This window comes from Nitrosopumilus cobalaminigenes, assembly GCF_013407145.1.
Taxonomy (GTDB): Archaea; Thermoproteota; Nitrososphaeria; order Nitrososphaerales; family Nitrosopumilaceae; genus Nitrosopumilus; species Nitrosopumilus cobalaminigenes.
The window spans coordinates 477,454-502,884 of record NZ_CP026993.1 but is presented as its reverse complement, the minus strand read 5'-3'; the positions used below and the strand labels follow the sequence as shown (position 1 = coordinate 502,884).

Annotated in this window: 33 protein-coding genes and 1 tRNA gene; 18 read left to right on the top strand and 16 right to left on the bottom strand. The window is 33.8% G+C overall.

Going from position 1 to position 25,431, the window contains the following annotated elements; genetic code table 11:
* The first annotated feature begins 149 nt into the window (after positions 1 to 149).
* Positions 150 to 485 carry a hypothetical protein gene (locus C5F47_RS03010; protein WP_179361759.1) on the top strand — a complete coding sequence of 112 codons (336 nt, stop codon included), beginning with the start codon at positions 150 to 152 and terminating at the stop codon, positions 483 to 485.
* Here the strand turns inward: C5F47_RS03010 and C5F47_RS03005 are convergent, their stop codons facing one another.
* On the bottom strand, positions 486 to 800 hold the full coding sequence (locus C5F47_RS03005; protein WP_179361428.1) for a winged helix-turn-helix domain-containing protein: 315 nt from the start codon (positions 798 to 800) through the stop codon (positions 486 to 488). It lies immediately after the preceding gene.
* 99 nt (positions 801 to 899) lie between these two features.
* On the opposite strand from C5F47_RS03005, the gene C5F47_RS03000 reads away from it, so the two are divergent.
* From C5F47_RS03000 to C5F47_RS02990, 3 genes are all read left to right on the top strand, one after another.
* Positions 900 to 1,064, top strand: a complete 165-nt coding sequence (locus tag C5F47_RS03000) for a hypothetical protein (protein ID WP_179361427.1) — start codon at positions 900 to 902, stop codon at positions 1,062 to 1,064.
* Positions 1,065 to 1,414: 350 nt separating this feature from the next.
* Entirely contained in the window at positions 1,415 to 1,627 is a 213-nt protein-coding gene (locus tag C5F47_RS02995) for a hypothetical protein (RefSeq protein WP_179361426.1), read from the top strand.
* An 87-nt stretch (positions 1,628 to 1,714) separates the two neighbouring features.
* Positions 1,715 to 1,897: a YlcI/YnfO family protein gene (locus C5F47_RS02990; protein WP_179361425.1), complete on the top strand. Its 183-nt coding sequence runs from the start codon at positions 1,715 to 1,717 to the stop codon at positions 1,895 to 1,897.
* A gap of 54 nt (positions 1,898 to 1,951) precedes the next feature.
* Here C5F47_RS02990 and C5F47_RS02985 read toward each other — a convergent pair whose 3' ends face one another.
* The gene (locus tag C5F47_RS02985) at positions 1,952 to 2,698 is read right to left on the bottom strand and encodes a hypothetical protein (RefSeq protein WP_179361424.1); all 747 of its coding nucleotides are present in this window, start codon (positions 2,696 to 2,698) and stop codon (positions 1,952 to 1,954) included.
* Between the two features lie 217 nt (positions 2,699 to 2,915).
* On the opposite strand from C5F47_RS02985, the gene C5F47_RS02980 reads away from it, so the two are divergent.
* Positions 2,916 to 3,158 carry a hypothetical protein gene (locus C5F47_RS02980; RefSeq protein WP_179361423.1) on the top strand — a complete coding sequence of 81 codons (243 nt, stop codon included), beginning with the start codon at positions 2,916 to 2,918 and terminating at the stop codon, positions 3,156 to 3,158.
* Between the two features lie 410 nt (positions 3,159 to 3,568).
* Here C5F47_RS02980 and C5F47_RS09635 read toward each other — a convergent pair whose 3' ends face one another.
* The 7 genes from C5F47_RS09635 to C5F47_RS02950 all read right to left on the bottom strand — a co-directional run bounded on the left by C5F47_RS09635 (position 3,569) and on the right by C5F47_RS02950 (position 7,983).
* Positions 3,569 to 3,982: a hypothetical protein gene (locus C5F47_RS09635; RefSeq protein WP_246271162.1), complete on the bottom strand. Its 414-nt coding sequence runs from the start codon at positions 3,980 to 3,982 to the stop codon at positions 3,569 to 3,571.
* Complete coding sequence (locus C5F47_RS02975) at positions 3,979 to 4,962, bottom strand: site-specific integrase (protein WP_246271160.1); 984 nt, start codon at positions 4,960 to 4,962, stop codon at positions 3,979 to 3,981. Before C5F47_RS02975 ends, C5F47_RS09635 begins: the two co-directional genes overlap by 4 nt.
* Positions 4,963 to 5,034: 72 nt before the next feature.
* A tRNA-Arg gene (locus tag C5F47_RS02970) sits at positions 5,035 to 5,109 on the bottom strand.
* A 38-nt stretch (positions 5,110 to 5,147) separates the two neighbouring features.
* Positions 5,148 to 5,969: a hypothetical protein gene (locus C5F47_RS02965; protein ID WP_179361422.1), complete on the bottom strand. Its 822-nt coding sequence runs from the start codon at positions 5,967 to 5,969 to the stop codon at positions 5,148 to 5,150.
* Positions 5,962 to 6,390: a hypothetical protein gene (locus C5F47_RS02960; protein WP_179361421.1), complete on the bottom strand. Its 429-nt coding sequence runs from the start codon at positions 6,388 to 6,390 to the stop codon at positions 5,962 to 5,964. The genes C5F47_RS02965 and C5F47_RS02960 overlap by 8 nt, the downstream gene beginning before the upstream one ends.
* Positions 6,391 to 6,433: 43 nt before the next feature.
* Positions 6,434 to 7,216 carry a polysaccharide deacetylase family protein gene (locus tag C5F47_RS02955; protein WP_179361420.1) on the bottom strand — a complete coding sequence of 261 codons (783 nt, stop codon included), beginning with the start codon at positions 7,214 to 7,216 and terminating at the stop codon, positions 6,434 to 6,436.
* Between the two features lie 53 nt (positions 7,217 to 7,269).
* A complete protein-coding gene (locus C5F47_RS02950; RefSeq protein ID WP_179361419.1) occupies positions 7,270 to 7,983 on the bottom strand; it encodes an MIP/aquaporin family protein in 714 nt (237 codons plus the stop codon).
* A gap of 102 nt (positions 7,984 to 8,085) precedes the next feature.
* On the opposite strand from C5F47_RS02950, the gene bcp reads away from it, so the two are divergent.
* Positions 8,086 to 8,550 (top strand): thioredoxin-dependent thiol peroxidase, encoded by a 465-nt coding sequence (gene bcp, locus C5F47_RS02945; protein WP_179361418.1) that lies wholly within the window; start codon positions 8,086 to 8,088, stop codon positions 8,548 to 8,550.
* A 27-nt stretch (positions 8,551 to 8,577) separates the two neighbouring features.
* Here the strand turns inward: bcp and C5F47_RS02940 are convergent, their stop codons facing one another.
* The 3 genes from C5F47_RS02940 to C5F47_RS02930 all read right to left on the bottom strand — a co-directional run bounded on the left by C5F47_RS02940 (position 8,578) and on the right by C5F47_RS02930 (position 10,631).
* A complete protein-coding gene (locus C5F47_RS02940) occupies positions 8,578 to 9,516 on the bottom strand; it encodes a trans-sialidase (protein WP_179361417.1) in 939 nt (312 codons plus the stop codon).
* A 111-nt stretch (positions 9,517 to 9,627) separates the two neighbouring features.
* The gene (locus C5F47_RS02935; protein ID WP_179361416.1) at positions 9,628 to 9,819 is read right to left on the bottom strand and encodes a hypothetical protein; all 192 of its coding nucleotides are present in this window, start codon (positions 9,817 to 9,819) and stop codon (positions 9,628 to 9,630) included.
* Positions 9,820 to 9,887: 68 nt separating this feature from the next.
* Positions 9,888 to 10,631, bottom strand: coding sequence for a trans-sialidase (locus tag C5F47_RS02930; RefSeq protein ID WP_246271159.1), 744 nt, complete (start codon positions 10,629 to 10,631; stop codon positions 9,888 to 9,890).
* 63 nt (positions 10,632 to 10,694) lie between these two features.
* Here C5F47_RS02930 and C5F47_RS02925 point away from each other — a divergent pair, with 63 nt between their 5' ends.
* Both C5F47_RS02925 and C5F47_RS02920 read left to right on the top strand, forming a co-directional pair.
* A complete protein-coding gene (locus tag C5F47_RS02925) occupies positions 10,695 to 11,069 on the top strand; it encodes a hypothetical protein (RefSeq protein ID WP_179361415.1) in 375 nt (124 codons plus the stop codon).
* Between the two features lie 41 nt (positions 11,070 to 11,110).
* The gene (locus C5F47_RS02920; RefSeq protein ID WP_179361414.1) at positions 11,111 to 12,553 is read left to right on the top strand and encodes a menaquinone biosynthesis decarboxylase; all 1,443 of its coding nucleotides are present in this window, start codon (positions 11,111 to 11,113) and stop codon (positions 12,551 to 12,553) included.
* Here the strand turns inward: C5F47_RS02920 and mqnC are convergent.
* Entirely contained in the window at positions 12,548 to 13,666 is a 1,119-nt protein-coding gene (mqnC, locus tag C5F47_RS02915; RefSeq protein WP_179361413.1) for a cyclic dehypoxanthinyl futalosine synthase, read from the bottom strand. The two genes, C5F47_RS02920 and mqnC, sit on opposite strands and share 6 nt — an antisense overlap.
* A 157-nt stretch (positions 13,667 to 13,823) precedes the next feature.
* Here mqnC and C5F47_RS02910 point away from each other — a divergent pair, with 157 nt between their 5' ends.
* The 10 genes from C5F47_RS02910 (at position 13,824) to C5F47_RS02865 (ending at position 23,371) form a co-directional block, all read left to right on the top strand.
* A complete protein-coding gene (locus C5F47_RS02910) occupies positions 13,824 to 14,606 on the top strand; it encodes a 2-amino-3,7-dideoxy-D-threo-hept-6-ulosonate synthase (protein WP_179361412.1) in 783 nt (260 codons plus the stop codon).
* Positions 14,599 to 15,657, top strand: a complete 1,059-nt coding sequence (locus C5F47_RS02905; protein ID WP_179361411.1) for a 3-dehydroquinate synthase II domain-containing protein — start codon at positions 14,599 to 14,601, stop codon at positions 15,655 to 15,657. The genes C5F47_RS02910 and C5F47_RS02905 overlap by 8 nt, the downstream gene beginning before the upstream one ends.
* Positions 15,654 to 16,325, top strand: a complete 672-nt coding sequence (gene aroD, locus C5F47_RS02900) for a type I 3-dehydroquinate dehydratase (protein WP_179361410.1) — start codon at positions 15,654 to 15,656, stop codon at positions 16,323 to 16,325. Before C5F47_RS02905 ends, aroD begins: the two co-directional genes overlap by 4 nt.
* A 49-nt stretch (positions 16,326 to 16,374) precedes the next feature.
* On the top strand, positions 16,375 to 17,196 hold the full coding sequence (aroE, locus tag C5F47_RS02895; protein ID WP_179361409.1) for a shikimate dehydrogenase: 822 nt from the start codon (positions 16,375 to 16,377) through the stop codon (positions 17,194 to 17,196).
* Positions 17,196 to 18,050, top strand: coding sequence for a shikimate kinase (locus tag C5F47_RS02890; protein ID WP_179361408.1), 855 nt, complete (start codon positions 17,196 to 17,198; stop codon positions 18,048 to 18,050). The genes aroE and C5F47_RS02890 overlap by 1 nt, the downstream gene beginning before the upstream one ends.
* Positions 18,040 to 19,308, top strand: a complete 1,269-nt coding sequence (aroA, locus tag C5F47_RS02885; protein ID WP_179361407.1) for a 3-phosphoshikimate 1-carboxyvinyltransferase — start codon at positions 18,040 to 18,042, stop codon at positions 19,306 to 19,308. The genes C5F47_RS02890 and aroA overlap by 11 nt, the downstream gene beginning before the upstream one ends.
* Positions 19,309 to 19,640: 332 nt before the next feature.
* Positions 19,641 to 20,738 carry a chorismate synthase gene (aroC, locus tag C5F47_RS02880; protein WP_179361406.1) on the top strand — a complete coding sequence of 366 codons (1,098 nt, stop codon included), beginning with the start codon at positions 19,641 to 19,643 and terminating at the stop codon, positions 20,736 to 20,738.
* A 4-nt stretch (positions 20,739 to 20,742) separates the two neighbouring features.
* Entirely contained in the window at positions 20,743 to 22,113 is a 1,371-nt protein-coding gene (locus C5F47_RS02875) for an aminotransferase class I/II-fold pyridoxal phosphate-dependent enzyme (RefSeq protein WP_179361757.1), read from the top strand.
* On the top strand, positions 22,110 to 22,961 hold the full coding sequence (locus tag C5F47_RS02870) for a prephenate dehydrogenase/arogenate dehydrogenase family protein (protein WP_179361405.1): 852 nt from the start codon (positions 22,110 to 22,112) through the stop codon (positions 22,959 to 22,961). The genes C5F47_RS02875 and C5F47_RS02870 overlap by 4 nt, the downstream gene beginning before the upstream one ends.
* 5 nt (positions 22,962 to 22,966) lie before the next feature.
* The gene (locus C5F47_RS02865) at positions 22,967 to 23,371 is read left to right on the top strand and encodes an NUDIX domain-containing protein (protein ID WP_179361404.1); all 405 of its coding nucleotides are present in this window, start codon (positions 22,967 to 22,969) and stop codon (positions 23,369 to 23,371) included.
* On the opposite strand, the gene thiC is transcribed toward C5F47_RS02865, so the two are convergent.
* The 3 genes from thiC to C5F47_RS02850 form a co-directional block, all read right to left on the bottom strand.
* A complete protein-coding gene (thiC, locus tag C5F47_RS02860) occupies positions 23,354 to 24,682 on the bottom strand; it encodes a phosphomethylpyrimidine synthase ThiC (RefSeq protein WP_179361403.1) in 1,329 nt (442 codons plus the stop codon). The genes C5F47_RS02865 and thiC overlap by 18 nt on opposite strands.
* 240 nt (positions 24,683 to 24,922) lie before the next feature.
* On the bottom strand, positions 24,923 to 25,147 hold the full coding sequence (locus tag C5F47_RS02855; protein ID WP_179361402.1) for a hypothetical protein: 225 nt from the start codon (positions 25,145 to 25,147) through the stop codon (positions 24,923 to 24,925).
* Positions 25,147 to 25,338, bottom strand: a complete 192-nt coding sequence (locus tag C5F47_RS02850) for a hypothetical protein (RefSeq protein WP_179361401.1) — start codon at positions 25,336 to 25,338, stop codon at positions 25,147 to 25,149. Before C5F47_RS02850 ends, C5F47_RS02855 begins: the two co-directional genes overlap by 1 nt.
* Between the last annotated feature and the right edge of the window lie 93 nt (positions 25,339 to 25,431).

Here is a 25,431-nt window from a genome sequence, read left to right as displayed (position 1 = left end):
TCCTAAATACTATAGACAAACAAATCATACAGTGATATTCCAGAGAAATTTTAATAGTCCTTTAATCATAATTTGTCTAGATAACATGAAAAGAAATAATCTGGAGAATAGTACACTTGTCTGACAATAGAAATAACATCTTAAGTTCAATGGATTTGTTTATTGATAAAATTCAACATCTCAAAGGATTGATGTTGGGCGTTTCATTTTCAGCTCTCATTTTAGCCCCTCTAGCTATAGGAATTTCATTATATCTCTTCACTCATCCAAATTTTCTAAGTTTGGTAGAACATGAAGGGGATTTTGCAATACTATTGACAGTGTTACTTACCGTAGTTCTAGTAACTTCAGGAATATGGTTGGTTACGGGAATACAGCAATTCAGGTCTCTTAATTCTTGGAATAAAAGATATTGTAATTATTTGAAGAAAAGAGAAGATTTGGATAGAGATATTGTATCAAAATACAAGATAGACGAGGAATAATTATCCAAGATTCTCGATATTAGAAAATCCACTTCTTGGGAATAATTTTTCAAACGGTTCTATGATCTCATTACAAAAATCCATTCCTTTTTGAGTCACTTTAAAGATGGTGATGGTTCTTTTACCATCTACAGACTCTATTCTCTGAATCATTTCATTTTGTTCCAAATTCTCTAGAATTTGTTTATGTTTTGTAATGTTCAATCCACAAAAACTAAACAATGAAGTTTGGTTGAGTTGACCATATTCAGACAAGGTCAAAATAATATCCTTAATTATGTAAATTCTATCACGATATTTTTTAGAAACTACCACACTGTTGTTTGAAATATTGCTACTTTAACTATTAGGGAAATTAATTGTCAATTAACAATGTTAAGCAATGGCTTATAATGAATAATTTGCTTAATTTGTATGGAATCTAATTTTTCATTTGGAAAACTAGGGATAAAAAATATTTTCAAAAAAGATACAAAATTTACAAATAAATGTAAAATATGCGGACTCACATTCTCTGCACCTGAACGAACTAAAATCCACATGATGAAAGCACATTCAAAGCCAAAAAGAGAAAAATAGAATTAGATGATTAAATCAAATCTTCGAAATACATTGATTTTCATTGGGATCCTAGGAGTGATCGTAACATTAGTTTTAATTATAAAATAATCCCAATTTCAAATTTCTTCCTTGTAAGATATTAAGTATGAATTAACATTGTTTACCTAAGTTTATCACTAAACATGTGTGATATTGTATGTGGGTTTGGGCGTAAAAATCATAATATTTGCAATTGCGGCAATTCTTGTACAGATTTTTGGTATCGTTATATTGTAAATTTTACACTTGAATTTTGTCTAGAATTACAAAATTTTATGTATTAAAATAGAATCTTACTTTTTATTATATGATTTTACATAAGGAATAGATTGAAAATTATAATAAAAAATGGAGAATCAATCAAAGTATATCATGATGCTAGTGACGTATCAGTTCTCCCAAAAAGTAAACTAGTCAGAACATTTACCGAAGATGGTTCTTTAATTGAAGAATTCAAACTTGTAGATAAAAAAATTAGATTGGATGACAGCCTTGATAATGATGAAACTGAAATTGTTGTAACTTTAGATGTTAAAAAATAAAATTAAATAACAAGAGTTTGAATCTGTAAAGTTCCACATTTTTGGTAGTCCTTAAGAATAAAAAATCATGTAAACTAGTGTAAACAAATGTCTAGAACTGTTTCTGCCCGTATACCAACGAAGATGCATGATGAACTAAGAGAGCGATGTAACTTGATTGGTGAATCAATTAATGATTTCATTGTTGCATGTCTTGAGATTGGCCTTCACAATTCATCAGAATTTAATTTTGGAGATGAATTACTTAATGAATCTGATAATAACCCCTAAAACGGTTCAGGTCTTTTTGGATTTGAATCTAAGATAAATAAAAAAGATGTATGGCTAACAAGCACCTACTGTGTCACCATGATTAAGGTGAGCAGTAACTGAGTTAACTGATACATTGATTGTTTTCTTTCCTTTATGACAAATGTCTATCTTACCATTATCTGGTGTCTCATCAGTAACAATTACTGTGATTTCAGATTCAGCTAGTGTTCTTCCTTTATCATTTGAAACAGATAATGAAATATCATATGCTGCACTATCAATTGGCAAGCCTATGAATCCAAATCCTACATTCTGAGAACTCTGAGATAATAATACTGGTCCAGGAGGATATGGAATATCCAAAAAGTCAAGAGAGTACGTGTTACCTTCAGTGTCTACAATTTCTAAAATTACTGTATAGTCCTCCAAGTCTTGACTTGTAAGATCTTTTCCTAGTTGTTCTTGCAGATATGTAGTTCCTGCATCTGCACTCCAATCAAAATTCCAATTTGCAATTCCAGGTGCAGATTCACCTGTTGGTGCAAAGTAAACATTTCCTATTGGTTCAATTGGTCCATCAAATCTATCTTGTGCCCTAAGACCTACTTGAATTGCAGTATCTTTTTTCTCAAAAGTATCAACTGCAAAGTTTCCTGCGATCTGTCCACTTCCTCCTACTGAATATATTCCAAAGACAGGTATGACAGTTGAATCCCACACACTAACATCAGTATTTTCTTCTTGTGCCATAATTTGTGGAGTTATAGTAATTGCAATGGTTGCTGCAATTAGAATAGCTAACAAACTTGTTCTAGTCATTGAAAAACAGTTATTCTCAATGTATGATAAATGTGCCTTTTTGTTATGGAATTTTGTTACACTTTTTTGAATTGTTAGAGTCACAAAGTATACAATTCCCTTTTGATGACTAATTTAATCTCATTATTGGTTCAGGCCTTTTTGGATTCATCTTTCTAATTTTTGGTAAAAACCAAACTATGTTAAACCTTAAACCAGTACGATTCAAATCAATTCATTGAACAAATATCTCAAAATCACAGTCGTGTTTTTTTGTGGATTGGGGATTTTTGGAGCTTTATTCTTAATTGATTATTTAGTAGTTACATTTGATCCAAATTCTTGCCCAAATGTAACAGAGCGATACTATCAACGTTTGACAGAGTCGTGTCCTGACAAATATTTAGAATGGGGTCATGATTCAGTAAAACAATGCATAAATGATGAAATGGGATTGTACGACCCACGAGCATGTATGTAGAAATCATTTTTTGGTAAAACCCATCCTCATCAAATCTTACATAATGAAATAATCAATAAGGAATGAAGATGACAAGATATATCAAAATTACAATTTTAATTTTTTGTGGTTTGATAATTCTCTTTGGAGTTTTAATCTGGACTGAGCATTTATCCTCTAAATCATGTGATCTGGACAATATCGAGCGACAACGAGAAAATTTAACCGAATATTGTACTGATAATTATTTGGAGTTAGGTCATGACTCAGTTGAACAATGCATTAACGATAAACTTGCCTTGTTTGATATGGCGGAATGTTAATTTTTAGAGATGATTTTCTAAATCCAATTTATTCTATTAGCCTATTTCAAATTAATCTACGTCCATTTTCATCCTCAATTTAGTGGCTGAATCCCCGTGGGTTGAACCTTAGTCATCAACTACAGAAATTTTTGAATTAGATACTCTCTCTAAAAATCCTTCTATATTTCCATCATGTTCTAAAAGATAATGTTCTACAAGATCATCAATATTCATTTTTCCTAAACCAGTTTTGGCTATTTGTATAGCATCTGCTTTGTCAGGATTCTTTTCGGCCCATACAATAAATTGTTTTTTCATGGCTTCACTCATTTTGTTTTTAATGTCAATTCTCTTAACTTCAAGTTTCAACTGATCAATTTCTCTTTGTTGTTGTTCTAATTTTTCAATTTTTTTAGTTTTCTTTTCGTTTTCAAATTTTAATCTCTTCTCATTTGATATTGTCAGATTTGGAATAACACCAAGATATTCTTCAATTAATTCTGAAACTTGAGTTTTGAAATAATTTTTGTTGGTCTTCACCAGTCCAAATGTCCCATCAGGTATTCTTTTTTGATCAGAGATGCCAAAGTAGAATCTTTTGAAGTGGTTTCGTTACACGTCTTGTTCCAGAATCTTCTAAAACCATTCATAACAGGAACGTCATGTCGTCTTTTGCCTTTTACTAATGGTGTTCGAATTCCTGAACGTCCAAGTATTCTTTCCATTCGTTGTTTGATTGCAGTAGGCTTTGCAGGTATTGGCATAATGCCTTCACGCTTGAAAATAGGCTCGTCAGGTTTTGGCTCTCGTCCAACTTCTTTAATCCATTCCATTTTGTAGTTTAGAAGAGCATCATATGCCTCCGGAGTAATTAATGCAGGGTATTTCTGATTAGAATCATTATAGATGGCAATCATGGCGCAGATAATCTCTGCTTGTTTTTCTTGAGATTCTGTAATGTCAAATGTTATTTTATCATCAATTTTGTAAACGGGTACAACATCTTTCCATTTTAGTTCAAATCCTCCAACTCTAATTCCAGAACTCGATGCAATCAAAATAATTGCTCTGTCTATTGCACCGTTTGCATGTTGCAACATCTTTTGAATTTCTTGTAAAGTATAACCTCGTGAATCAGACATGTTGTTTAATTCAGGAAATGTGGAATAGATCCTCTTCCAGGAGACAGGGATATCATTCATGTCTAATAATTTTCTTAATGGTTTGAAGTAATTATTAACAGATGTTGGATTAAGATAGTCTGCATGATCTGATGATAGTTCGGTGCGTTGTCGGAGTTTCTCAGATAGTTGTAGTAAAATTCCTTGAATCCATTTTGGATTTTCTTGCGAGTGTGATACTAGTTGATTTGCTCTTTGCTCAAAGGTTCCTTCAAGTACATCTTCCAATACATCACACAGAATTTTCTGCAAAGTTCTAGTGTATTTTTTCTTGGTTTCAGGAGATTTGCATCCAGCATAGAATAGTTCGATCGGTAATTCTTCTCGTTGTTGTTGCAATTCTTCTCTAAGTATCTTCAAGCGAAATCAAGTATTTTTGCATGATGGAACTTAAAAAGAACGTGAGAAAGGCGGACCCGACCGGATTCGAACCGGCGACCTATTGCTCCGCAAGCAATCGCACTATCCAAGCTATGCAACGAGTCCAAAAAGTTTTGGAAATTTACGCTTAATTTGGATTGCTATCAGATAGATTCAGCAAAAATGTATGGAGTTTCATCAGATTCATGTAAAGTCCAAGCAGTGGGCAATGAAACAGTTTGAACAGGTTTTAGATTATTTTCTTCAATCAAAGTTCCCCATCCAGCCTCGTTTTTAGGATCTGGAGCATATTTTTGAGACAAAGTTCCAGCAAATACCCATCCAGTATTTTTTTTCAGATTAGAAATAGAATCAATTGTTTTCAGTACACCAGATGCCAATGAAGTACCGCCCATTTGTGCAAGGCCCCCAATGAAAAAGATAGGTCGTGATAAATTCAATGAAGAATAATCAAAGGAAGCTGCATCAGAACAAAACGGATGAAAGTCTAGTGTAGATGTAAGAAGATGTTGTAAATCTACTAACATATCATCAATTTCTATACTGTATGATTCCAAACCCAAAACTTTGGCACAAAATGCAATCCTACCATCACCTGAACCAATGTCAATTACTTGCAAATACCCCAATTCTTTTGCAAGCAACGAGCCAACATATCCAGACATTATCCACGTAGGGGAAAAAGGAGCTTTGCTTGAACCATGCTGAATACTGTTTAGCCAATATTTGTTAATGTCACCTTCATATACAATGCAGTCAATAGTACCAATTTTTTTCTCAAAGGAATTATAGTAGATGGGATTCTTTGTTGCAAATTCATGTAGCAATTCTAAATGAGATTCTTCAATTGGAAATAAATCTGATTTTGATTTTGGAATTACTTCTTGTATCTGGCTATTACCATCATAGATTGGAACAAATTCTTTTTTTAATTCAACTAGATTTTTTGCAAGTTCTTCAATCATGAGAAATTTCACTATCATATTGTTCAACGAATTCCTTAGTACTCATTTTTTTGCGTAATTCATCAAATAGATGAGATTCATCTTCAATTTGTTTTGTGGATTTTTCACCAAAATTAGACTGTAAAACAGAAGTGGTTTCTTGAATAGATCTTTTTAGATTTTCCAATATTTTTGGATGAATATCAGAATTGAATTCTTCTAAAATCATAAGTTCAGTTTTATCAATTTCATCCAATATTTGATCTAGATCTGGGTTCAATTGTTGTCTAAGCATAGAGATCATAGAAGACACATTCATGACTTGGTAATATGTCTCAACCAATGCAGAAATTTCTAAATTAGGATCAGATGCATTTGAAATAAACCCAGATAGTTTTTTAGATTCGATTTTAAACATTTTGAAGATTTCATCAGAAGACATGTAGAAAGGATAAAACATAGGTTTAATTTGGATTTCTATCAATTTAAAAAGAGTTTGTTTTGTTTAACATTTCTACTACATTAATTCCACTCATCACTTTAACATCATTTTGAGAAACTAAGAATTCCACAATATCTTTGTATTTTCTCCCCCCCTTCATTTGTAATACATTATCATGCCAAATCATTGTTAAGATGTTATTATCTCTCAGAGATCTTGAATAATTCAAAGTTTTTTGAAAGGTAGAAACCAGATCATCTTCATGGATTTTCATATGTGTAAACAAGTATGCATCCATCAAAGTAATTGGAAATTCATAAATTCCATCAATTTTAGAGTAACCCATTTCTTTTTTATCTATTTGATCTTTAGAATGTCGTATAGACGAATCATAGACAAAACCCAACTTTTTTAGTTTTTCAGGAAGATTTTGATCATAGTTTAGAAAATGCACTCTATTTGCAAGTATTTGATTTTTTGTAAGCAATTCTAATTTTGTTTTCTCATCTTTGATTTTATTATAATCTAGAACAGATTGAGGATCAAGATGTAATCCAACTTCCCACCCACCTTTGATCAAATCAGTAATTTCATTTTCATAATCCAAATAATCCCCATTTTCGTAAATAGTTCTAAAGAAAAAAGAGGATTTTATGCCTAATGAATCTTCAATATCCATTATTTCAGGAAAATTATAGTATGGATTTTTTGTATCCAAAGAATCAATAGCTTCTTGAGTAAACCTTTCTTTTCTTTCCAAAATATGTTTTTTTTCAGGGCCTTGTTTTCGCCAATCAACATCATGTCCAAGAAAAATATATTGCATAATGAGAATAACCTCGTCTAGTATTTACTTTTTAGTAAATTTTTAAAAATAGATTATGCTTCTTTTTCAGCCGGTTTGGTATAGATGTAATTCATTATCAAACCTGCAATGATACCACCAACTATTGGTCCTACCCAGTAGAGCCATTGTACTTCCCATAGTCCTGCATCACCTGAAAATAGTGTTGGAGATAATGATCTTGCAGGGTTCATTGATGCACCAGTTAAAGGAACTCCAACTAAGTGAAGTAAGAAAACCATTCCACCAATTACTGCACCATAAACATACTTTGGTGCTTTCTTGTGAATTACCGTCATAAAGATTACAGTTACCAAGAAGAATGTCATAATAATTTCAAGAACTAAACCAGACATCATACTACCACCAAGTAATGCACTTGGACCACCATGTGCACCCCAGAAAACAGGTTTTCCAATTTCAGGGAACAATGCAATCAAAGTACCTGTTGCTACAATTGCACCGATTATTTGAAATACGATATATGCAATTCCATCTTTGATTCCAATTTTCTTTGTAATCATCATAGGAATTGTTACTGCAGGATTGATGTGAGCACCTGAAACATGTCCAAATGCATAGACCATAAATGCAATTGCTGCACCGTGACCTAATGATATCATAATTATTGCTTCAATAGATAGTCCTTCTCCAAAAACGGATGCTGCAAGAATTACAGACAATGGGCCAAAGAAGACCAAGGCAAATGTCGAAATTGCTTCTGCAAGCCAACTTTTAGGACTAACCATGAGCAAAAGCCTCGTGTATATCCATATAAAAGATTCGACCTTGATTTGTGAACAGTTGATCTCAAAAAGCAATTAATTGTGGATTAATCCATTTGATAACACATGGTTTCTGAAGGCGATTCTGTTCCAAAATTTGCAGTAAATGATGCAAATGGTAACAAAGTAAAATCAAGTGATTTTAAGGGCAAAAAGCATGCAATCTACTTTTACCCAAAAGATTTCACACCAGGATGCACCACAGAAGCTGACGAATTTTCTAAAGATTATAAAAAATTCCAAAAAGAAGGAATTGAGATAATTGGCGTCAGTCCAGATGATGTTGAATCTCACAAAAAATTCTGCGATAAAATGGGTATCAAATATCCATTGTTGGCAGATGTAGACAAGGAAATCTCAAACGCATTTGGTGTTTGGGGAAAGAAAAAATTCATGGGCAGAGAATACATGGGAGTAATGAGAAGTACATTTCTTGTAAATGAGAAAGGAAAAATTTTCAAAATATATCCCAAAGTAAAACCAGCAGGACATTCTAAAGAAGTATTACAGGACTTTCTAAATTTAAAATAAAATAAAGTAAAAAGATTTGATGAGAGATTAGAAACCTTTTGGTAAAGTACCTCTAGATGCTTTTGGTGCTTCAGGTTCTGGTTTTGGTTCAAAACCTTTTGGTAAAGTACCTCTGTTTGCAGTAGAGCGAGCTTTTGCTTCTTTTTCAAGCAATTCATCGAATGCTTTATCTTCATCTTTTCTTTGTTGTTCTAGTCTTTGCAAGTAATCAGCTTCATAATCTGCTAATTTTTCTTCTCTAGACTTTCCATCATCGACAACATATGTTGACTGTTGTGGTGGTGGAGCTTGCTGTGTTTGTTCCATACCTTTTGGAAGTTTACCTTTTGCAGGCTTTGGTGGTTCTGGTGGTGGTGTTTGCTGTGTTTGAGCTTTTGCATCAACACCTTCAACTGTCATATTGACTCCACTAAAACTTCCAAATGTTTTACCAGGTGGATGGTGTGCAAGTCTTGCTCTTGTTGCATAGTATTGGTTTGAACATGCTGTGTAACCAGTTACTGTTGCTTTTTGGTCATTCCAATTTTTGGTTGGAACTTTTCCTACAGGAGCAGTTAGTCTAACAAAGTATCTGTTAGGTGCTGGAGAATAACCTGTGACTTTGGCCCTATAATCATGGAATGATGTCATAGGAGCTGTCATGTATGCATTCTCTAAGGCATCTTGTACAGTTGTTGGAGCTGGAGGTTGAGCCGTAGTTTCAGCTGGTTTTGGTGCCTCTGCAGGTTTTTCTCCCATTCCTTTAGGCAAGGTGCCTTTTGGTTTGGTAGTTGCTGCAGGTCTCTCAGCAGGTTTTGCTGGAGCTGGTTTTGTTTCAGCTGGTTTTACCTCAGCAGGTTTAGTTTCTGCTGGTTTTGGAGATGGTTTGGCTTCTAACTGTGTAGATAATTTAGTTAATTTTGCCTCTAGTTCTGCAATTTTGGATTCTAAGTCCTTTTTTGTACTTGCTTTGGTTTTTCCTGCCATTCCTTACAGTAAATATTGCATTGTTTATTTACATTTTGATCATCGGAAAAATTTATTCAAAATAATTAGCAAAATCAAAGAATATTTTGTAAAAATTTCATCAGTTTGTTATCAATCAGGTTCCCAGAATTGCATCACATACATGCAATTGTTACAACGCCATAATCTAACATGAATTCCATTATGCGGATCTGCGGCATATGTTCCATCATCCATTTTCATTACAGTTGGGAGATAGCTTAGTTCATTATTTTCAAGCCATTCATTTTGCTGACAGTTAGGGCATTTACTTTTTGGAGCCATATACAGTATAGTGTATGATCAAAGAAGAATATTACTATTAAAAATATAAAATAAAAGATATTTTTGAATTAGAAACCTTTTGGTAGTGTGCCTCTTTTAGGCTTTGGTGGTTCTGGAGTTGGTGTTTGTTGTGCTTTTGCATCAACACCTTCAACTGTCATATTGACTCCACTAAAACTTCCAAATGTTTTATCAGCAGGATGGTATGCCATTCTTGCTCTTGTTGCATAGTATTGGTTTGAACATGCTGTGTAACCAGTTACTGTTGCTTTTTGGTCATTCCAATTTTTGGTTGGAACTTTTCCTACAGGAGCAGTTAGTCTAACAAAGTATCTGTTAGGTGCTGGAGAATAACCTGTGACTTTGGCCCTATAATCATGGAATGATGTCATAGGAGCTGTCATGTATGCATTCTCTAATGCCTCTTGAACAGTATTTGCTGCTGGAAGGTCTTTTGTAGTTTCAGCTGGTTTTGGAACCTCTGCAGATTTTTCTTCAAAACCTTTTGGTAGTGTACCTTTTGGTTTTGTAGTTGCTGCAGGTCTCTCAGCAGGTTTTGCTGGAGCTGGTTTTGTTTCAGCTGGTTTAACCTCAGAGCCTTTTGGCAATGTTGGTTTTGGCTTAACCTCAGCAGGTTTTGTTTCTGCGGGTTTAGCTTCTGCCGGTTTTACTTCAGCTGGTTTTGTGTCTAGCTGAGTAGAAAGTTTGTTTAGCTTTGCTTCTAATTCTGCAATCTTGCTTTCAAGATCTGCTTTTGTTTGCTTTTTAGCAGCTGCCATATTTTTGATGGCCAATCCGGGGTTTATGTACATTTGGGTTGATTACGCCAACTAATTTTGATCAAGTTTTATATGCTAAATTGCACAATTGATCTCATGGATGACTTTGAGAAAGAATATCCAGAATTTGATTGGAAGAACACTCCAGCCTACAAACATCCTGGAGGCAAAGATTGTCCATGTCCTAAACATGAATACATTCGAGAACAGATCAATTTCACCAAACAAGTTAATGAAAAAGGCAAAGAGCCATCAAAAGTTACTCTAAAGTTTTGTCCAGATCATTACAGAGTATACATGGATGAAGTAATTCCGGCAATGCCTCTAAAATACAAAATTCTAACAAAAATTGCATTAAAGTTAGGAGCAATCCAAGTTGAGCAATTAAAGTACATGGAGTCAGAATTGTGTTTTTACTGTAAATTTGGTTCTGGTGGACATGACAAGAAAACTGAACTTCCACCAATGTAGAATCGAGTTAAGCTTATACTTGATCTGACTAGAGAATCAATGTGGGTATAGAAGACATCAAAGATTTCATCGTAGAACTTGAAAAACATGGCGAATTAAAGAGAGTAAAAACTGAAGTTGATTCTGATTTAGAAGTTGCAGAAATTATGAGGAGAGAGATGTACTCTAATGGTCCAGCAATACTTTTTGAAAATGTCAAAGGATTCGATATGCCAATTTTAGGAAACGCGTTTGGTTCAATGAAAAGATTAGAGATAGGATTGGAAATGACAGACTTTACAGAAATTGGTCAAAGAATTGCAGATATGACAAAGATGGATGTTCCATCAGGATTACTAAACAAAATTAAAAAACTTCCAGAACTTACAAAGATGACTGCATCATTTCCTAAAGCAGAAACTAGTGGACCTGTAACTGAAATTACATCTAGTGAAGCATCATTTGATGACATTCCAATTTTAAAATCATGGCCTGATGATGCAGGACGATTCATTACATTAGGTTTAGTTGCAACAAAACATCCAGAAACTGGAGTTAGAAATCTAGGAGTTTACAGAATGCAAATTGTAGATAAAACTCATGCATTAATGCACTGGCAAAAACACAAGAGAGGTGCACATCACAGCGACATATCAAAAGACAAGGGTGAAAAAATTCCAACTGCAATAATTATTGGTGGAGAACCAGCTACAATATTTTCATCAATTGCACCAGTTCCTGAAGGACTAGACAAATATCTATTTGCAGGAATTACTAGAAAAGAAGGAATCAAAACGGTAAAGTGTAAAACCATAGATTTGGATGTTCCAGCAAATGCTGAAATTGTTTTAGAAGGATATGTAGATCCTGCAGACATTAGAGATGAAGGGCCATTTGGTGATCATACAGGATACTATACTCCAGTGGAACCATATCCAACATTTACACTGACAGGGATCATGAGAAGAAAAGATCCAATTTATGTTACAACAGTTGTAGGAAAACCAATTCTTGAGGATGCATATATTGGAAAAGTAATAGAGCGTTCATTTTTACCATTGATTCAAATGTTCCATCCAGAAGTCGTTGACTTTAGTATGCCAGCAGCAGGATGGTTCCAAGGATTTGCAATTATTTCAATCAAAAAAAGATATCCAGGTCAAGCAAAAAAAGTAATGATGGGGTTATGGGGAATGGGACAGTTATCCCTAACCAAAATGTTTGTTGTAGTAGATGAGGATATCAATGTACATGACATCAACGATGTGATATGGGCAATTACTACAAGAGCAGATGCAGCTAGAGATACTACAATTATAGACAACGCCCCAACTGATACACTCGATCCTGCATCACCATTAGTCAATTTGGGATCGAAGATGGGAATTGATGCTACTCAAAAAACAAGAGAAGAAGGATACATGAGAGAAATACAGCAACAAGTCAAAGTTGATGAAGATACAAAGAATCTAGTGGATTCAAAATGGTCTAGTTACGGATTATAGAATAGAAATAGGATTATAGAAATTATCTCGTTCTTCTACCTGATATCCAATTTGATGAATTGCATCGACAATTATTTTATCAGTTAGTTCTGTAGAACGTGCTCCAGTACAAGAAACAACCTCTTCTCCAATCAAAGTGCCACCAAAGTCATCAGCCCCATATTGCAATGCGAGTTGAGCCATTCCAACACCATTAGTTAGCCAGGAAGATTGGATATGAGGTATTAAACCATCAAGAACAAGTCTAGATATTGCTATCATTTTCAAGAGTTGGATTCCACCAGTACCATATTCTACAATACCTTCTTCATGCATCAAGGTATTATTTGGTTCAAAGTTCCATGGGATAAATGCCATAAAGCCATTGGTCTTTTCTTGGAGTTTGACGATTTTTGAAAAGTGTGATACAATGTCATTGTTGTTTTCTACATGACCATACATCATGGTAGCAGAACCAGGAATTCCAAGAGAATGTGCTTCATCCATAATTCGAATCCAATCATCACTGGAAATTTTCTTTGGACTGATAATTTCTTTAACTGAATCAGTTAGAATTTCAGCACCAGCACCAGGAATTGATTGTAATCCAGCATCTTTTAATCGAGATAAAATTTCTTTTGTAGAAGATTTTTCAACTCTTGCAATCATGTCAATTTCAGATGTAGATAATCCATGAACCCCAACGGTTGGGAATTTTTCTCTAATCATTTTAAATGCGTCTTCATAATACTCAATCTTCAAATTTGGATTATGACCACCCTGAATCAAGACTTGGCGAATCTTAAACATCTCCCAAGAAGTTTTCACTCTAGATTCAATTTCATCAAGTGTTAATGTGTAAGAATCTTCAGCACCAGGAGATCTGTAAAATGCACAGAATTTACAATCGGTGATACATACATTGGTGTAATTCAAAATTATGTTATTTACAAAAGAGGCTTTTTTGCCAAATTGTTTTCTTGTGAGATGGCCAGCAGTAAGACCCATCAAATGAACATCATCAGACTCTAATAATCTCAAAATATCCTCAGGCCCAGGTCTTTTTCCAGCTAGGGAATTTTCTAAAATATCTTTGATATCGCTTTTTTGTATCTGCTCAGTAGTCTGACTCAAGTGATCTTCATCCTTTAGAATTTCTATTTAATTCTTGGTAGAAATAATGAACAAAAAAAGAATTAAACAAAATGAGTGATTTGTGCGCAATTTCGGAGAAAGAATAGTTCAAAGATTCACGTTATTTTTAAGTAGGGCACGAAAACGAGATCAAATCATGGTATCAGGAAATCAAATTAGACTTAATCGAATTCTCAGAAAAGGAAGAATGTTGTGTATTCCAATGGATCACGGAATTTCAAATGGACCCATTGAAGGTCTTGAAAACCCAGCAGACACAATTTACAAATGTGAAGGGCATGGACTCACAAGTGTAATTATTAACAAAGGAATTATCAAAGCATTACCAAAACCAACCAAAGTAGGAATTTTAGTACATTTTTCAAGTAGCACATCATTATCATTAGCACCAAATCGTAAGATGCTTACTGGAACTGTAAAAGAAGCAGCTGCAATGGGAGCTGATGGAGTTTCATTACACATCAACATTGGAGGCAAAGAAGAGCCAGAGATGTTAGAACAACTCGGAATGACAGCAGATCAATGTCACAAATGGGGAATGCCACTTTTGGCAATGATGTATCCGAGAGGAGAAAATATCAAAAACCCACACGACCCTGAAGTTGTAGCTCATGTTGCAAGAATCGGAGCAGAATGTGGTGCAGATATTGTTAAAACATTATACACTGGAGATGTTGATTCATTTTCAAAAATTGTAAAGAGTACACCAGTTCCAATAGTTATTGCAGGTGGACCTAAAGCAGAAACAGATTTAGATATTCTTCAAATGACTGAGGACGCCATGACTGCAGGAGCTAAAGGAGTCACATATGGTAGAAACATCTTTGCACATAAGACACCTGAAAAAATGGTAGAAGCTTTAGCTGAAATAATTTTCAGAAAAGGAACAGCAAAGGAAGCACTGAAAAAAATTGAGTAAAACTAGAGAATTAATAATTTCACCCAAAGTGTCTCAGACACAATTGGCTAAACTTTTGCCTCAGCTTGAAGATGAGGGAATTAAGATGGTGTATCTTGACCCTAAAAAATTAGGCAAGAAAAAAACCAAACTTCAAACAGTATATCCATCAAGTTCAGCAAATTACGTAGTATTAGATAAGGACGGAACAAAGCCTAAAGGCAAAAAAGTTGGAAGAAAGTTTCAGATTTTATCAAACTCAGATATTGAAAATGTTCTAAACATTGCCAAGAAAGGATTGGATTTTGTCATAGTTGAAGTAAAAGATTGGAAAATCATTCCTTTAGAAAATATAATTGCCAAGCTACACAAAATTCACACCAAAATCTTTGCAATTGCAAGTACTCCTGAAGAAGTCAGGAAAATGTTTTCAATTTTAGAAGTAGGGGTAGATGGAGTAATCTTTAGCACATCCTCAATTAACGAAGTTAGAGAGGTCATGATATACTTGGGAACAAAGAGTTTCGATATGAAACCTGCAAAGATTACAGAAATCAAAGAGGTAGGAGATGGAGAACGAGTATGCGTAGACACAGCATCAATGCTTCACAAAGGAGAAGGGATGTTGATTGGAAGTAGATCAAACTTTCTATTTCTAGTTCATAATGAATCAGTTGGTTCATCATTTACATCACCAAGACCATTTAGAGTAAATGCAGGTGCAGTTCACTGTTACACATTATCCCCAGATGGAACAACAAACTATCTCTCAGAAGTAGAAACAGGTTCTGAAGTTTTAATTCTTAATTCCAAAGGTAAAGCAAGAAGAGCAACTGTAGGAAGATCAAAGATTGAAAGAAGACCAATGTTGATGATTAAAGCAACTGTAGGAGGAGAAGTAGGAGGAATTATCGCACAAGATGCAGAAACTATTCGCTTTGTAAAATCAAATGGACAACTAGTGTCAGTTACCCATCTTAAGAAAGGAGATACAGTTATGGTTCATTCAAAACCTGCAACAGGTAGACATTTTGGAATGGAAGTTTCAGATGAATATATTTTAGAAAAATGAAATACAAAACATGTGTATCAATTGCAGAAACAACTCCAACAAAAACTAAAAAAACATTAAAAATTGCACTTTCAAAATCAGATTTTGTAGAAGTAAGATTAGATTTTTTGAAAATCTCACAAATTCCAGAAGCATTAGAATTGATAAAAAAAAATCTTAATAGAATTGTCTGCACACTAAGACCAAAAACAGAAGGCGGAAAATTTTCTGGGAATGAAAAGGAAAGAATTGCAATTCTTAAATTAATTGCAGAATACAATCCATATCTACTAGATGTTGAATTTAATACGCTAAAAAAAAACTCAGATTTGGTAAAATATTTGAAAACAACAAAGACAAAATTATTGGTATCATGGCATGATTTTAAAAAAACACCAAATTCTTCTGAACTAAAAAAGAAAATAAATCAAATGGGAAAATTCTCATCAAATGTAAAAATAGTAAGTACTGCAAAATCAACAGACGATTCTACTAGAATGTTAGAACTGTATAGTAAAAGAGGGAAAAATAATCTCATTGCATTTGCCATGGGAGATTATGGCAGAATTTCAAGGATTTTGTGCCTGTATTTAGGAAGTCCATACACCTACGTTTCACTAGGAAAAGCAATTGCTCCAGGACAATTTAGTGTAGATGAAGTCAAAAAAATTACAAATTTAAAAAAATAAGCATATCCAGTTGAGAGTTTAAATCAATCATATTACTCAAGAAAATAAGATGGGTAAATCATTTGCAGTAATTGGAGATCCTATTGATCATTCATTATCTCCAAATATCCACAGCGCAGCATTTAGAGAAATGGATTTAGACTCTTCATATATCGCATATAGAATTCCAAAAGGAGAATTAGAAGAAGGCATAGAAGGATTAAAAAAAATCAAAATTGATGGATTCAACATTACAATCCCACACAAAATAGAGATGATGAAATATTTAGATAAAATAGATGAATCATGCAGTTTGATTGGTGCAGTAAATACAGTTTCAAACAAAGAAGGAGTTCTAAAAGGATACAATACAGACATGGATGGTTTCTTGGAACCATTTAAGAAAAAGGAATTAAAAATTAAAGACACCAAAGTTCTGCTTATTGGGGCAGGGGGAGCTGCAAGAGCAATAGTTGCAGGATTTGCTAAAGAAAAAGCTAAAAGCATTACCATTGCAAATAGAACATTAGAAAAAGCAACCAGTCTTTCAGAATTTGCAAAAACAACTGGTCTGGATGCAAATGCCATGAAAATTGAAGATGTTTTAGACACAGCAAAAGACTATGACATCATTGTAAATGCCACATCAGTAGGCCTTAGAAATGAACCAAGTGTTATTTCTTTAGAAGGGATTAATGAAAAAACAATTGTTTATGATATTGTGTACATGCCAATGAATACAGATTTTATTAAAAAAGCCAAAGAAAAAAAGGCAATCATAATTTACGGATATGAAATGCTGCTAGGCCAAGCAGTCAGAGCATTTGAGATTTGGCACGGTATCGAAGCACCTTATAATGCCATGAAAAAAGCATTGTTAGGAGGATTTTGATGGCAAAAGCAAAGGCTACCGTCCATGGTGCAGTCTCACTAGTTAATGCAATTGCAAACCAAAAAGGAGCAACCTTAGGAATAGGATTGAAAGTAGAAGCAACAGTTGAGTCAAGCCCAGGAAAAGGAATCACAATTCAGTCTGAAAATAAGAGTCTTAGTTCTAGACTAATCAATAAAACAGTTGAAAAAGTAGTTTCAAAAAAAGATTTAGAACAAAACAAAATCTCAATTACTCTTGATTCAGAAATTCCAACAGGATATGGATTAAAAAGTTCAAGTGCCATATCTTCAGCAATCGCTATGGCATGTGCAAAAATTTTCAAACCAAAATTTACTGATCAACAAATTTTACTTGCAGGAGTTGATGCATCAATTGAATCCAAAGTTAGCATTACCGGAGCATATGATGATGCATGTTCATGTTATTACGGAGGATTTAATGTAACAGATAATGCAAAGAAAAAAAGAATTCAATTTGAAAAAGGGCCATCAAATCTTATCGCAGTGATCTTTATTCCAAAAAATAGAAAGAGAGGAAATTTGAAAAAATTGAAAATACTTTCATCAATTTTTGATAATGCTTGGGAGTTAGCTAGAAAAGCAAATTATTGGGAAGCAATGATCATCAATGGGTTAGCTACAGCATCTATTTTAAATTCAGAACCTAGAATTATTACAGATTTAATTGAAAAAGGAGCACTAGGAGCATCAGTTTCAGGCAATGGTCCATCAATAGCTGCAGTAACAAAAAAAGAAAATGAAGCAGTAATGAAAAAAGTATTTTCAACACTTGAAGGACACATCATAGTTTCTAAAATAAGCAACAAAAAGGCAGAAGTTCATGAAGTGTAAAGTTGAAAAATCAAAAATTTCAGGACAAATAGTTTGTCCTCCAAACAAAAGCTATTCCCATAGAGCGATTTTTCTTGCATCACTTGCTGGAAAAAATAGTAGCGTAGAAAACGTATTGCTTTCAGCAGATACAAAGGCTACAATTGAAACGTGTGAAAAATTTGGAGCAGAAATTAAACTTGAGAATTCAACAATAATTGTCAAAAATCCCATAAAAATAGGCACAAAAGTAGCGGAAATCAATACTGAGAACTCTGGAACTACTATGAGAATAGCATCAGGGATTGCCAGTTTATTTTCAGAGGAGATTACACTTACAGGAGATGCAAGTTTGCAAAAAAGACCAATGCAGCCACTATTAGATGCACTATCAAGCATGGGTGCCCAATGTAGTTCAACGGACGGAAAACCACCAATCAAAATTAAAGGTAAAATAAAAGGAGGAGAAGTCAAAATTCCAGGAAATTTTTCCAGTCAATTTATTTCAGCATTATTAATTAGTGCACCATTAACTGAAAACGGAATCAATTTAACTATTGAAGGGAATTTGGTATCAAAACCATATCTTGATGCAACCATTTCAACGATGAGAAAATTTGGAGTAACAGTTCAAACACTTATCCCATACAAAAGATACAACATATCTCCACAAATCTACAAAGAATGTACATTTACTGTACCAATAGACTTTTCAAGTCTTGCACTTTTGCTTTCTGCAAATGTCTTAAACGGAGAAGACATTACAATTAAAGGAAACATTGGGAATTTACCTCAAGGAGACGAAGTCTTCATAGATTTTCTCGAACAGTTAGGAGTCCAAGTTACAATGGATGATGAACAAATTAAAATCAAAACACCAGAAAAACTAAGTGGAGGAAAATTTGATTTGAGTAACTCACCAGATCTTTTACCACCTCTAGCAATTTTGGCATTGAAATCATCTAGTCCTATTGAAATTTTTAATGTAAAACATGCAAGATTGAAAGAGACAGACAGAATTGCAATTGTTTCAAGGGAGCTTGTAAAACTAGGAATCAAGATTCAAGAAAAAGAAGATGGTTTGATTTTAGAAGCATCTGAAAATATTTCAGGAGCTGAATTGAATTCTGAAGAAGACCACAGATTATTCATGGCATTTTGTATTGCAGGAATGTATGTTGGGAATTGCACTGTAACGGATCCAGAATCAGTTCAAGTGTCATACCCAAATTTTGTAGAAGAGATGAACCGAATGGGCGCAAACTTAGAAATCCAGTAAAAATTATTTTTTAAAAAAATCACCTAGGGAGATAAAAGGCGCGACCCTGTATAGAGTGAAAAGCATTCTCCTCACTCACAACGCTTTTGCGTAGATAACATGTCTTTTTCGCAGGGCCGCGCAAATTATTCATTATAATTTACACGATTTTGCATATATTATGTATGTAATTATTATATTTAAGAATATATTATAATTATTTCATAATTTATTCAATATTTTTATAAATTTTAAACAGGTATAAAGAGAATTCGAAAAAGTATCAACCAGACAATAAAATTTTCAAAAAATTTCAGAATGAGGAATTATAAACATCAATTAACTTTGATAGTGTGTTGCCGGGAAGTTCTATTGGCCAGCGTCTTGTTTTAACAAGTTTTGGTGAAAGTCATGGAAAATCTATTGGTGCAGTTTTGGATGGGTGTCCAGCTGGATTAGAGATTGATGAAAAAGATATCCAAAAAATGTTAGATCTTAGAAAGCCTGGACAGAATTTAATCTCAACTCAAAGAAAAGAAGGAGATGTAGTTGAAATCATCTCCGGAGTATTTAGAGGACATACAACAGGAGCTCCAATTACAATGGTGATTTGGAACAGTGATCAAAAATCTAAAGACTATGAAAATTTGAAAACAAAGCTCAGACCAGGTCATTCAGATTATCCAGCAATGACAAAATACAATCACTATAATGATCATAGAGGCGGAGGTAGATTTTCAGGAAGATTGACTGCAACTCATGTCATGGGAGGAGCAATTGCAAGAAAACTTCTCAAAGTTACATTAGGTATTGAAACAAATTCTTTTACATCACAAATTGGAAAAGTAAAGATGGATAGGGAATTTAATGAAAAAATGATTAATTCAATTTATAAAAATGAAGTACGCTGTCCAGAAAACAAAACTGCAAAAATTATGAGAGAAAATATTTTGAATGCTAGAAAAAAAGGAGATTCACTTGGAGGAATAATTGAATCAGTTACAACAAATGTTCCAGTTGGCTTAGGTGAACCAATTTTTAGCTCACTAGAATCAGATTTGAGTAAAGCAATTTTTTCAATTCCATCTGTAAAAGGAATTGAATTCGGTTCCGGATTTTCAGGTTCAGAACTTTTTGGTTCAGAAAATAATGACTTGTATGCCGTTAAACGAGGAAAAATAGTCACAAAAACAAATAGATCTGGAGGAATTCTAGGAGGCATATCAAATGGAATGCCAATTACTATGAGAATTGCATTCAAGCCAGCATCATCTATTGCTCAAAAGCAAAAAACAGTCGACATTAAAACAAAAAAAGAAACTATTCTTCAAGTAAAAGGAAGACACGACCCATGTGTAGTACCAAGAGCTCCACCAGTAGTAGATTCTCTCGTAGCATTAACCATAGCAGATCATGCACTACTTTCAGGAGCAATCAAACCAACATTATAAGAAAATGTCAGATATCAACGAGCTTCGTAACAGGATGGATGAAGTTACTTTAAAAATGATAGAGTTACTAAAAACTAGAACGGATATTGCAAAAGAAATTGGTGAAGTTAAAAAAAACATAGGCAAAGGAGTCACCGATGAGGCAAGAGAAGACAGTTTACGTGGAAAAGTGATTTCACTTTGTGAGAACTTGGGATTAGATGAAACAATAGCTACAAAATTTTTAAATTTTTTATTAAATGAATCAGTCAAAGTTCAATCAACTAACAAACAAACACATCTTTCAATATTCTTAAAAGCAAAATCTCTAGAAGCAGAAGGGAAAAAAATAATCCATATGGAAGTTGGGGAACCTGATTTTTTGCCACCAAAAATTGTCAAAGATGCATTAGAAGAAGTCTTTGAGAAAGGATTTCTAAAATATGGTCAAGTAAAAGGAATGCCAGCATTCAGAGATGCATTAGCAAAATATGCATCTAAAAAATTCAATGCAGATGTTAAAGAGGACAGCATCATAGTTAGTCCCGGTGCCAGATTTTCAATTTTTACTGCAATTACAACACTCTTGAATCCAGGCGACGAAATGATAGTGATTGAGCCTGCATGGCCAGCCTACAAGGATTGTGCATTAAATTCAGGAATCAAAGTTAGAACCATCAACACCACATTTGAAAACAAATGGAATCCATCACTAGAGCAAATCAAAAACACAATTAATTCCAACACAAAAATGATTGTGTTAAACTATCCCAACAATCCAACTGGGAAAATACTTGATGAAAAATTACAAGACGACATTATCGAACTTGCTAAAAAAAATAATCTGTTTGTATTAAGTGATGAAATCTATTCAGAGTATGCAAAAACCAATTGGAAAAGTATTCTTTGTTACAATTATGAAAAAAGTATTGTTACTCAATCATTTTCAAAATCTCATGCAATGACAGGATTCCGTATAGGGTATGCAATTGCTGATCCAAAAATTATTGAAAAAATGGCAAAATTAGAGGCATTATGTCTTACAAACGTCTCAGAACCAATGCAATACATAGCCATGAAAGCCTTAGAGGCAGACATATCCAACAATACTAATACAGTACAAAACAGACTAGATGTGTTGGCACAAAAAGCAAGTGAAATGGGCTTAGATTTTATCAATCCCGATGGAGCAATGTACATTTTTGCAAGAGTAAATCAGGAAGGGTTTGACGGGGTTCAATTTGCAAATAGTACTTTAGAGAAAGGGTTAGCAGTTGCCCCAGGAGAAGGTTTTGGAGATTACAAAAATTTTATCAGACTCTCAGCATGTCAAGATGAGCAAATACTAGTTGAGGGAATGAATATACTAAGCGACATTATGAGTGATAATCAATGAAAAAGATCACAGTAGTAGGCGCAGGAGGTCAAATGGGACAATGGTTTACAAAATATTTTGCGGATGCAGGTTTTGAAGTAACAGGATATGATTCAGAAAACAAAGTTTCAGGCAAAGGACTCTTAATTTCAGAGTCACTAGTTGGAGGAATTCTAAAAGCAGATTATGTAGTATTATGTACACCTACAAGAAGAACACCAGAAATCATTAGATTAATTGCAAAAGAAATGAAAAGAGGAACATACCTTATTGAAATCTCATCAGAGAAATCAAAAGTAGTTTCATCATTATCAAAAATGCCAGCAAAAATTAATCCAATTTGTATTCATCCAATGTTTGGTCCAGGTGTTAAAACAATTAAAGGTCAAAACATAATTTCTGTTCCAATCAAAGATGCTAAAAAAGAATTAACAGTTGCAAAAACATTGTTTGAAGGAGCAAACTTTGTTACAATAGATGCAGCAGAGCATGACAAAAAAATTGCAGTGATTTTAGGATTAACACATTTAATGAATTTGGTATTTGCAAACATTATTTCAAAAGATGAAAAAATGAATCTCACTGAAAAAATGTCAGGTACAACTTTCAGAGTCCAAAAGACATTAGCTGAAAGTATCATGACAGAATCACCTGAACTCATTGAAACCATCATTGCAAATCCAGAGATTCGTAGAGTTGCAGAAGAACTATGGAAAGATATTGGAAGACTTCTAACATCTGTTCAAGAATCAAAAACAGAGGAAGTTGTAAATTATATCAAAGAGTGCCAAGAAAGACTTGCCAAACATACTGACACCAATGAATCTTACAAAAAACTCACAAAAATGGTAAAAGCAGTTGAAAAATAGCAGAAATGCGCTCAACAAAGATTGTTACATCATTCATCAGAGATAACGAAAAATTATTGATTCTCAAAAGAAGTGATAAAGTAAAATCCATGAAAGGATTATGGGCAGGAGTTAGCGGCATCATTGAAAATAACGAAGAGCCACTTACCAGAGCAAAGATAGAAATTTTTGAAGAAGTTGGAATCACAGAAGATGAAATCACATTAATCAAAGCTGCTGAAGAAATGAGAATCAACTCACCACAATACAAAAATCACGAATGGGAAATATTTCCATTTTTGTTTGAATCTAACAATCCAACCATCAAACTTAATTGGGAAAATTCCGACTTCCAGTGGATAGATATCGAAGAATTAGAAAATTATGAAACCGTACCTAGTCTTCAAAAAGTTTTATTCAATTTGTTGTAGGTTTTCATTTTCTTTATCATATTTTTTCTGTTGTGGCAACATCATATAGACACAAGCACCACCACACATGGTACAAGGAACATTATTGCCAGGATGTTGTCCTGTTCTACTATGAATTTTTGCTGCCTCTTCAGGATCTATAGATAATGCAAGTTGTTTTTCCCAATCTAACGTACGTCGAGCTTCAGTCATCTCCATGTCCCATTTGATAACTTTGTCACGAATTTTTACAAGATCTCCAGCATGGGCAGCGATTCTATAAGCAATTAACCCAGCCTTTACTTCCTCAGCATTTGGCAATGCCAAATGTTCAGATGGAGTTAGATAACATAAAAGATCTACCCCTTCACTTGCAGAAACAGCAGCTCCAATTGCACTTGCAATATGATCATGTCCAGAAGCTACATCAGTAACCAAGGGACCAAGAACATAATATGGAACATCACCAATTAGAGATTTTGCCAATCTAACATTGGCAGCAACTTCATTTAATGGGACATGCCCAGGTCCTTCCACCATTACTTGAACATCATGTTCATGTGCACGTTTAGTTAATCTGGATATATTGATCATCTCTTGAACTTGTAATTCATCATGAGAGTCCAAAATTGAGCCTGGTCTTAATGCATCTCCGAGGCTAAATGTCACATCATATTTTTTGGCAATTTCCATCATGTAATCATAATGAGTAACGTATGGGTTTTCTTTGTCATGTTTTAACATCCATGCAGCAGTTATTGTGCCACCTTTGCTTACAACACCACCATATCTTTGAACTTTGAGAATTCTTTTTGCTATATCTTTAGTAATTCCACAATGAACTGTAGTATAATCAACTCCATCTTTTGCATTATTTTCAAATGCTTTGATATAATCATCCTCTGTTAAATTCAAAGGGTTTTTGTGAACTTCAACTCCATAGTTGTATGCCTCATAGATTGGAACAGTTCCAAAAGTAATAGGAGCAGCATCCAAAAGAGTTTGTCGAATTTTTTTAACATCTCCTCCATCACTAAGATCCATAATAGTATCTGCATGATATTTTATTGCAACTTTAGCTTTTTCAACTTCTTCTTCAATGTTTACATTTAATGTAGAGGTTCCAATGTTAACATTGACTTTTGTTTTTAGACCTTTACCAATTCCAACATTGTGGATTTTTTGTGGTCTAACATTATTACTTGGAATTATAATAGAACCTTTTGCAATTTTTGGAATTAACCAATCAAGTGAGACGTCTTCATCTTTTGCCACTTGTTTCATTTCGTCAGTAGCCACTCCTCGTCTAGCAGAAGTCATTTGAGTTGCCATAACGTATTCTATGTTTTTACCTGATTTAAACAATCGTGAAAATAAGGAAAAGTGTTGATCGCAAGAAAATAGTTTAGCACTATATTAAGAAGAATGATCGATCTTTTATGTCATAAATGACTATATCACATCATGCAAACAATTAGAGAATGCAGACATTGTGGTAGAGAATTTTACAGTATGAAGGATGAGTTTTGTTCTAACGATTGTGTAACTGAAACATCATCATAATCATTTAGACTAGTCAAGATTTAGTTCGTTTTCTAAAATGGATTTTTCTGATTTAATCCTCGCAATCCTATCCAAAATAGGCACGGTTAGACGCTTAGAATCAGGAGAATGGGTAAAATTTTGTTTGATTTCATGCAACCTTTGAGATAATTCTATTTCAGCTGAAATTAGAGAAATATAATTTCGTAGTTTTTTATTTTCAGATTTTACAGAGTCTAGTTCAGATTCATCCATTATCGTGGCGGACTCCAACTCTCTTCCATAGTATCATCAATATTTTTTGAAATTAGATATTGTTTACCACACTTGAAACATTGCCATAGAAATTTGTCATCCTTAATCGTTTGATATTGCATGGGTAACAAACAAGTTGTACATTGTAATGTTTCAGGGGCAGTATCATCAACCATAGGAATTTTCGTCATCAATGAAAAGATAGTTGTTCAAGTATAAAATAGATATTACAAGATAACTGAAATTAAATGGAAATACAGATTAGTGCTATAAAATAAGAAAAT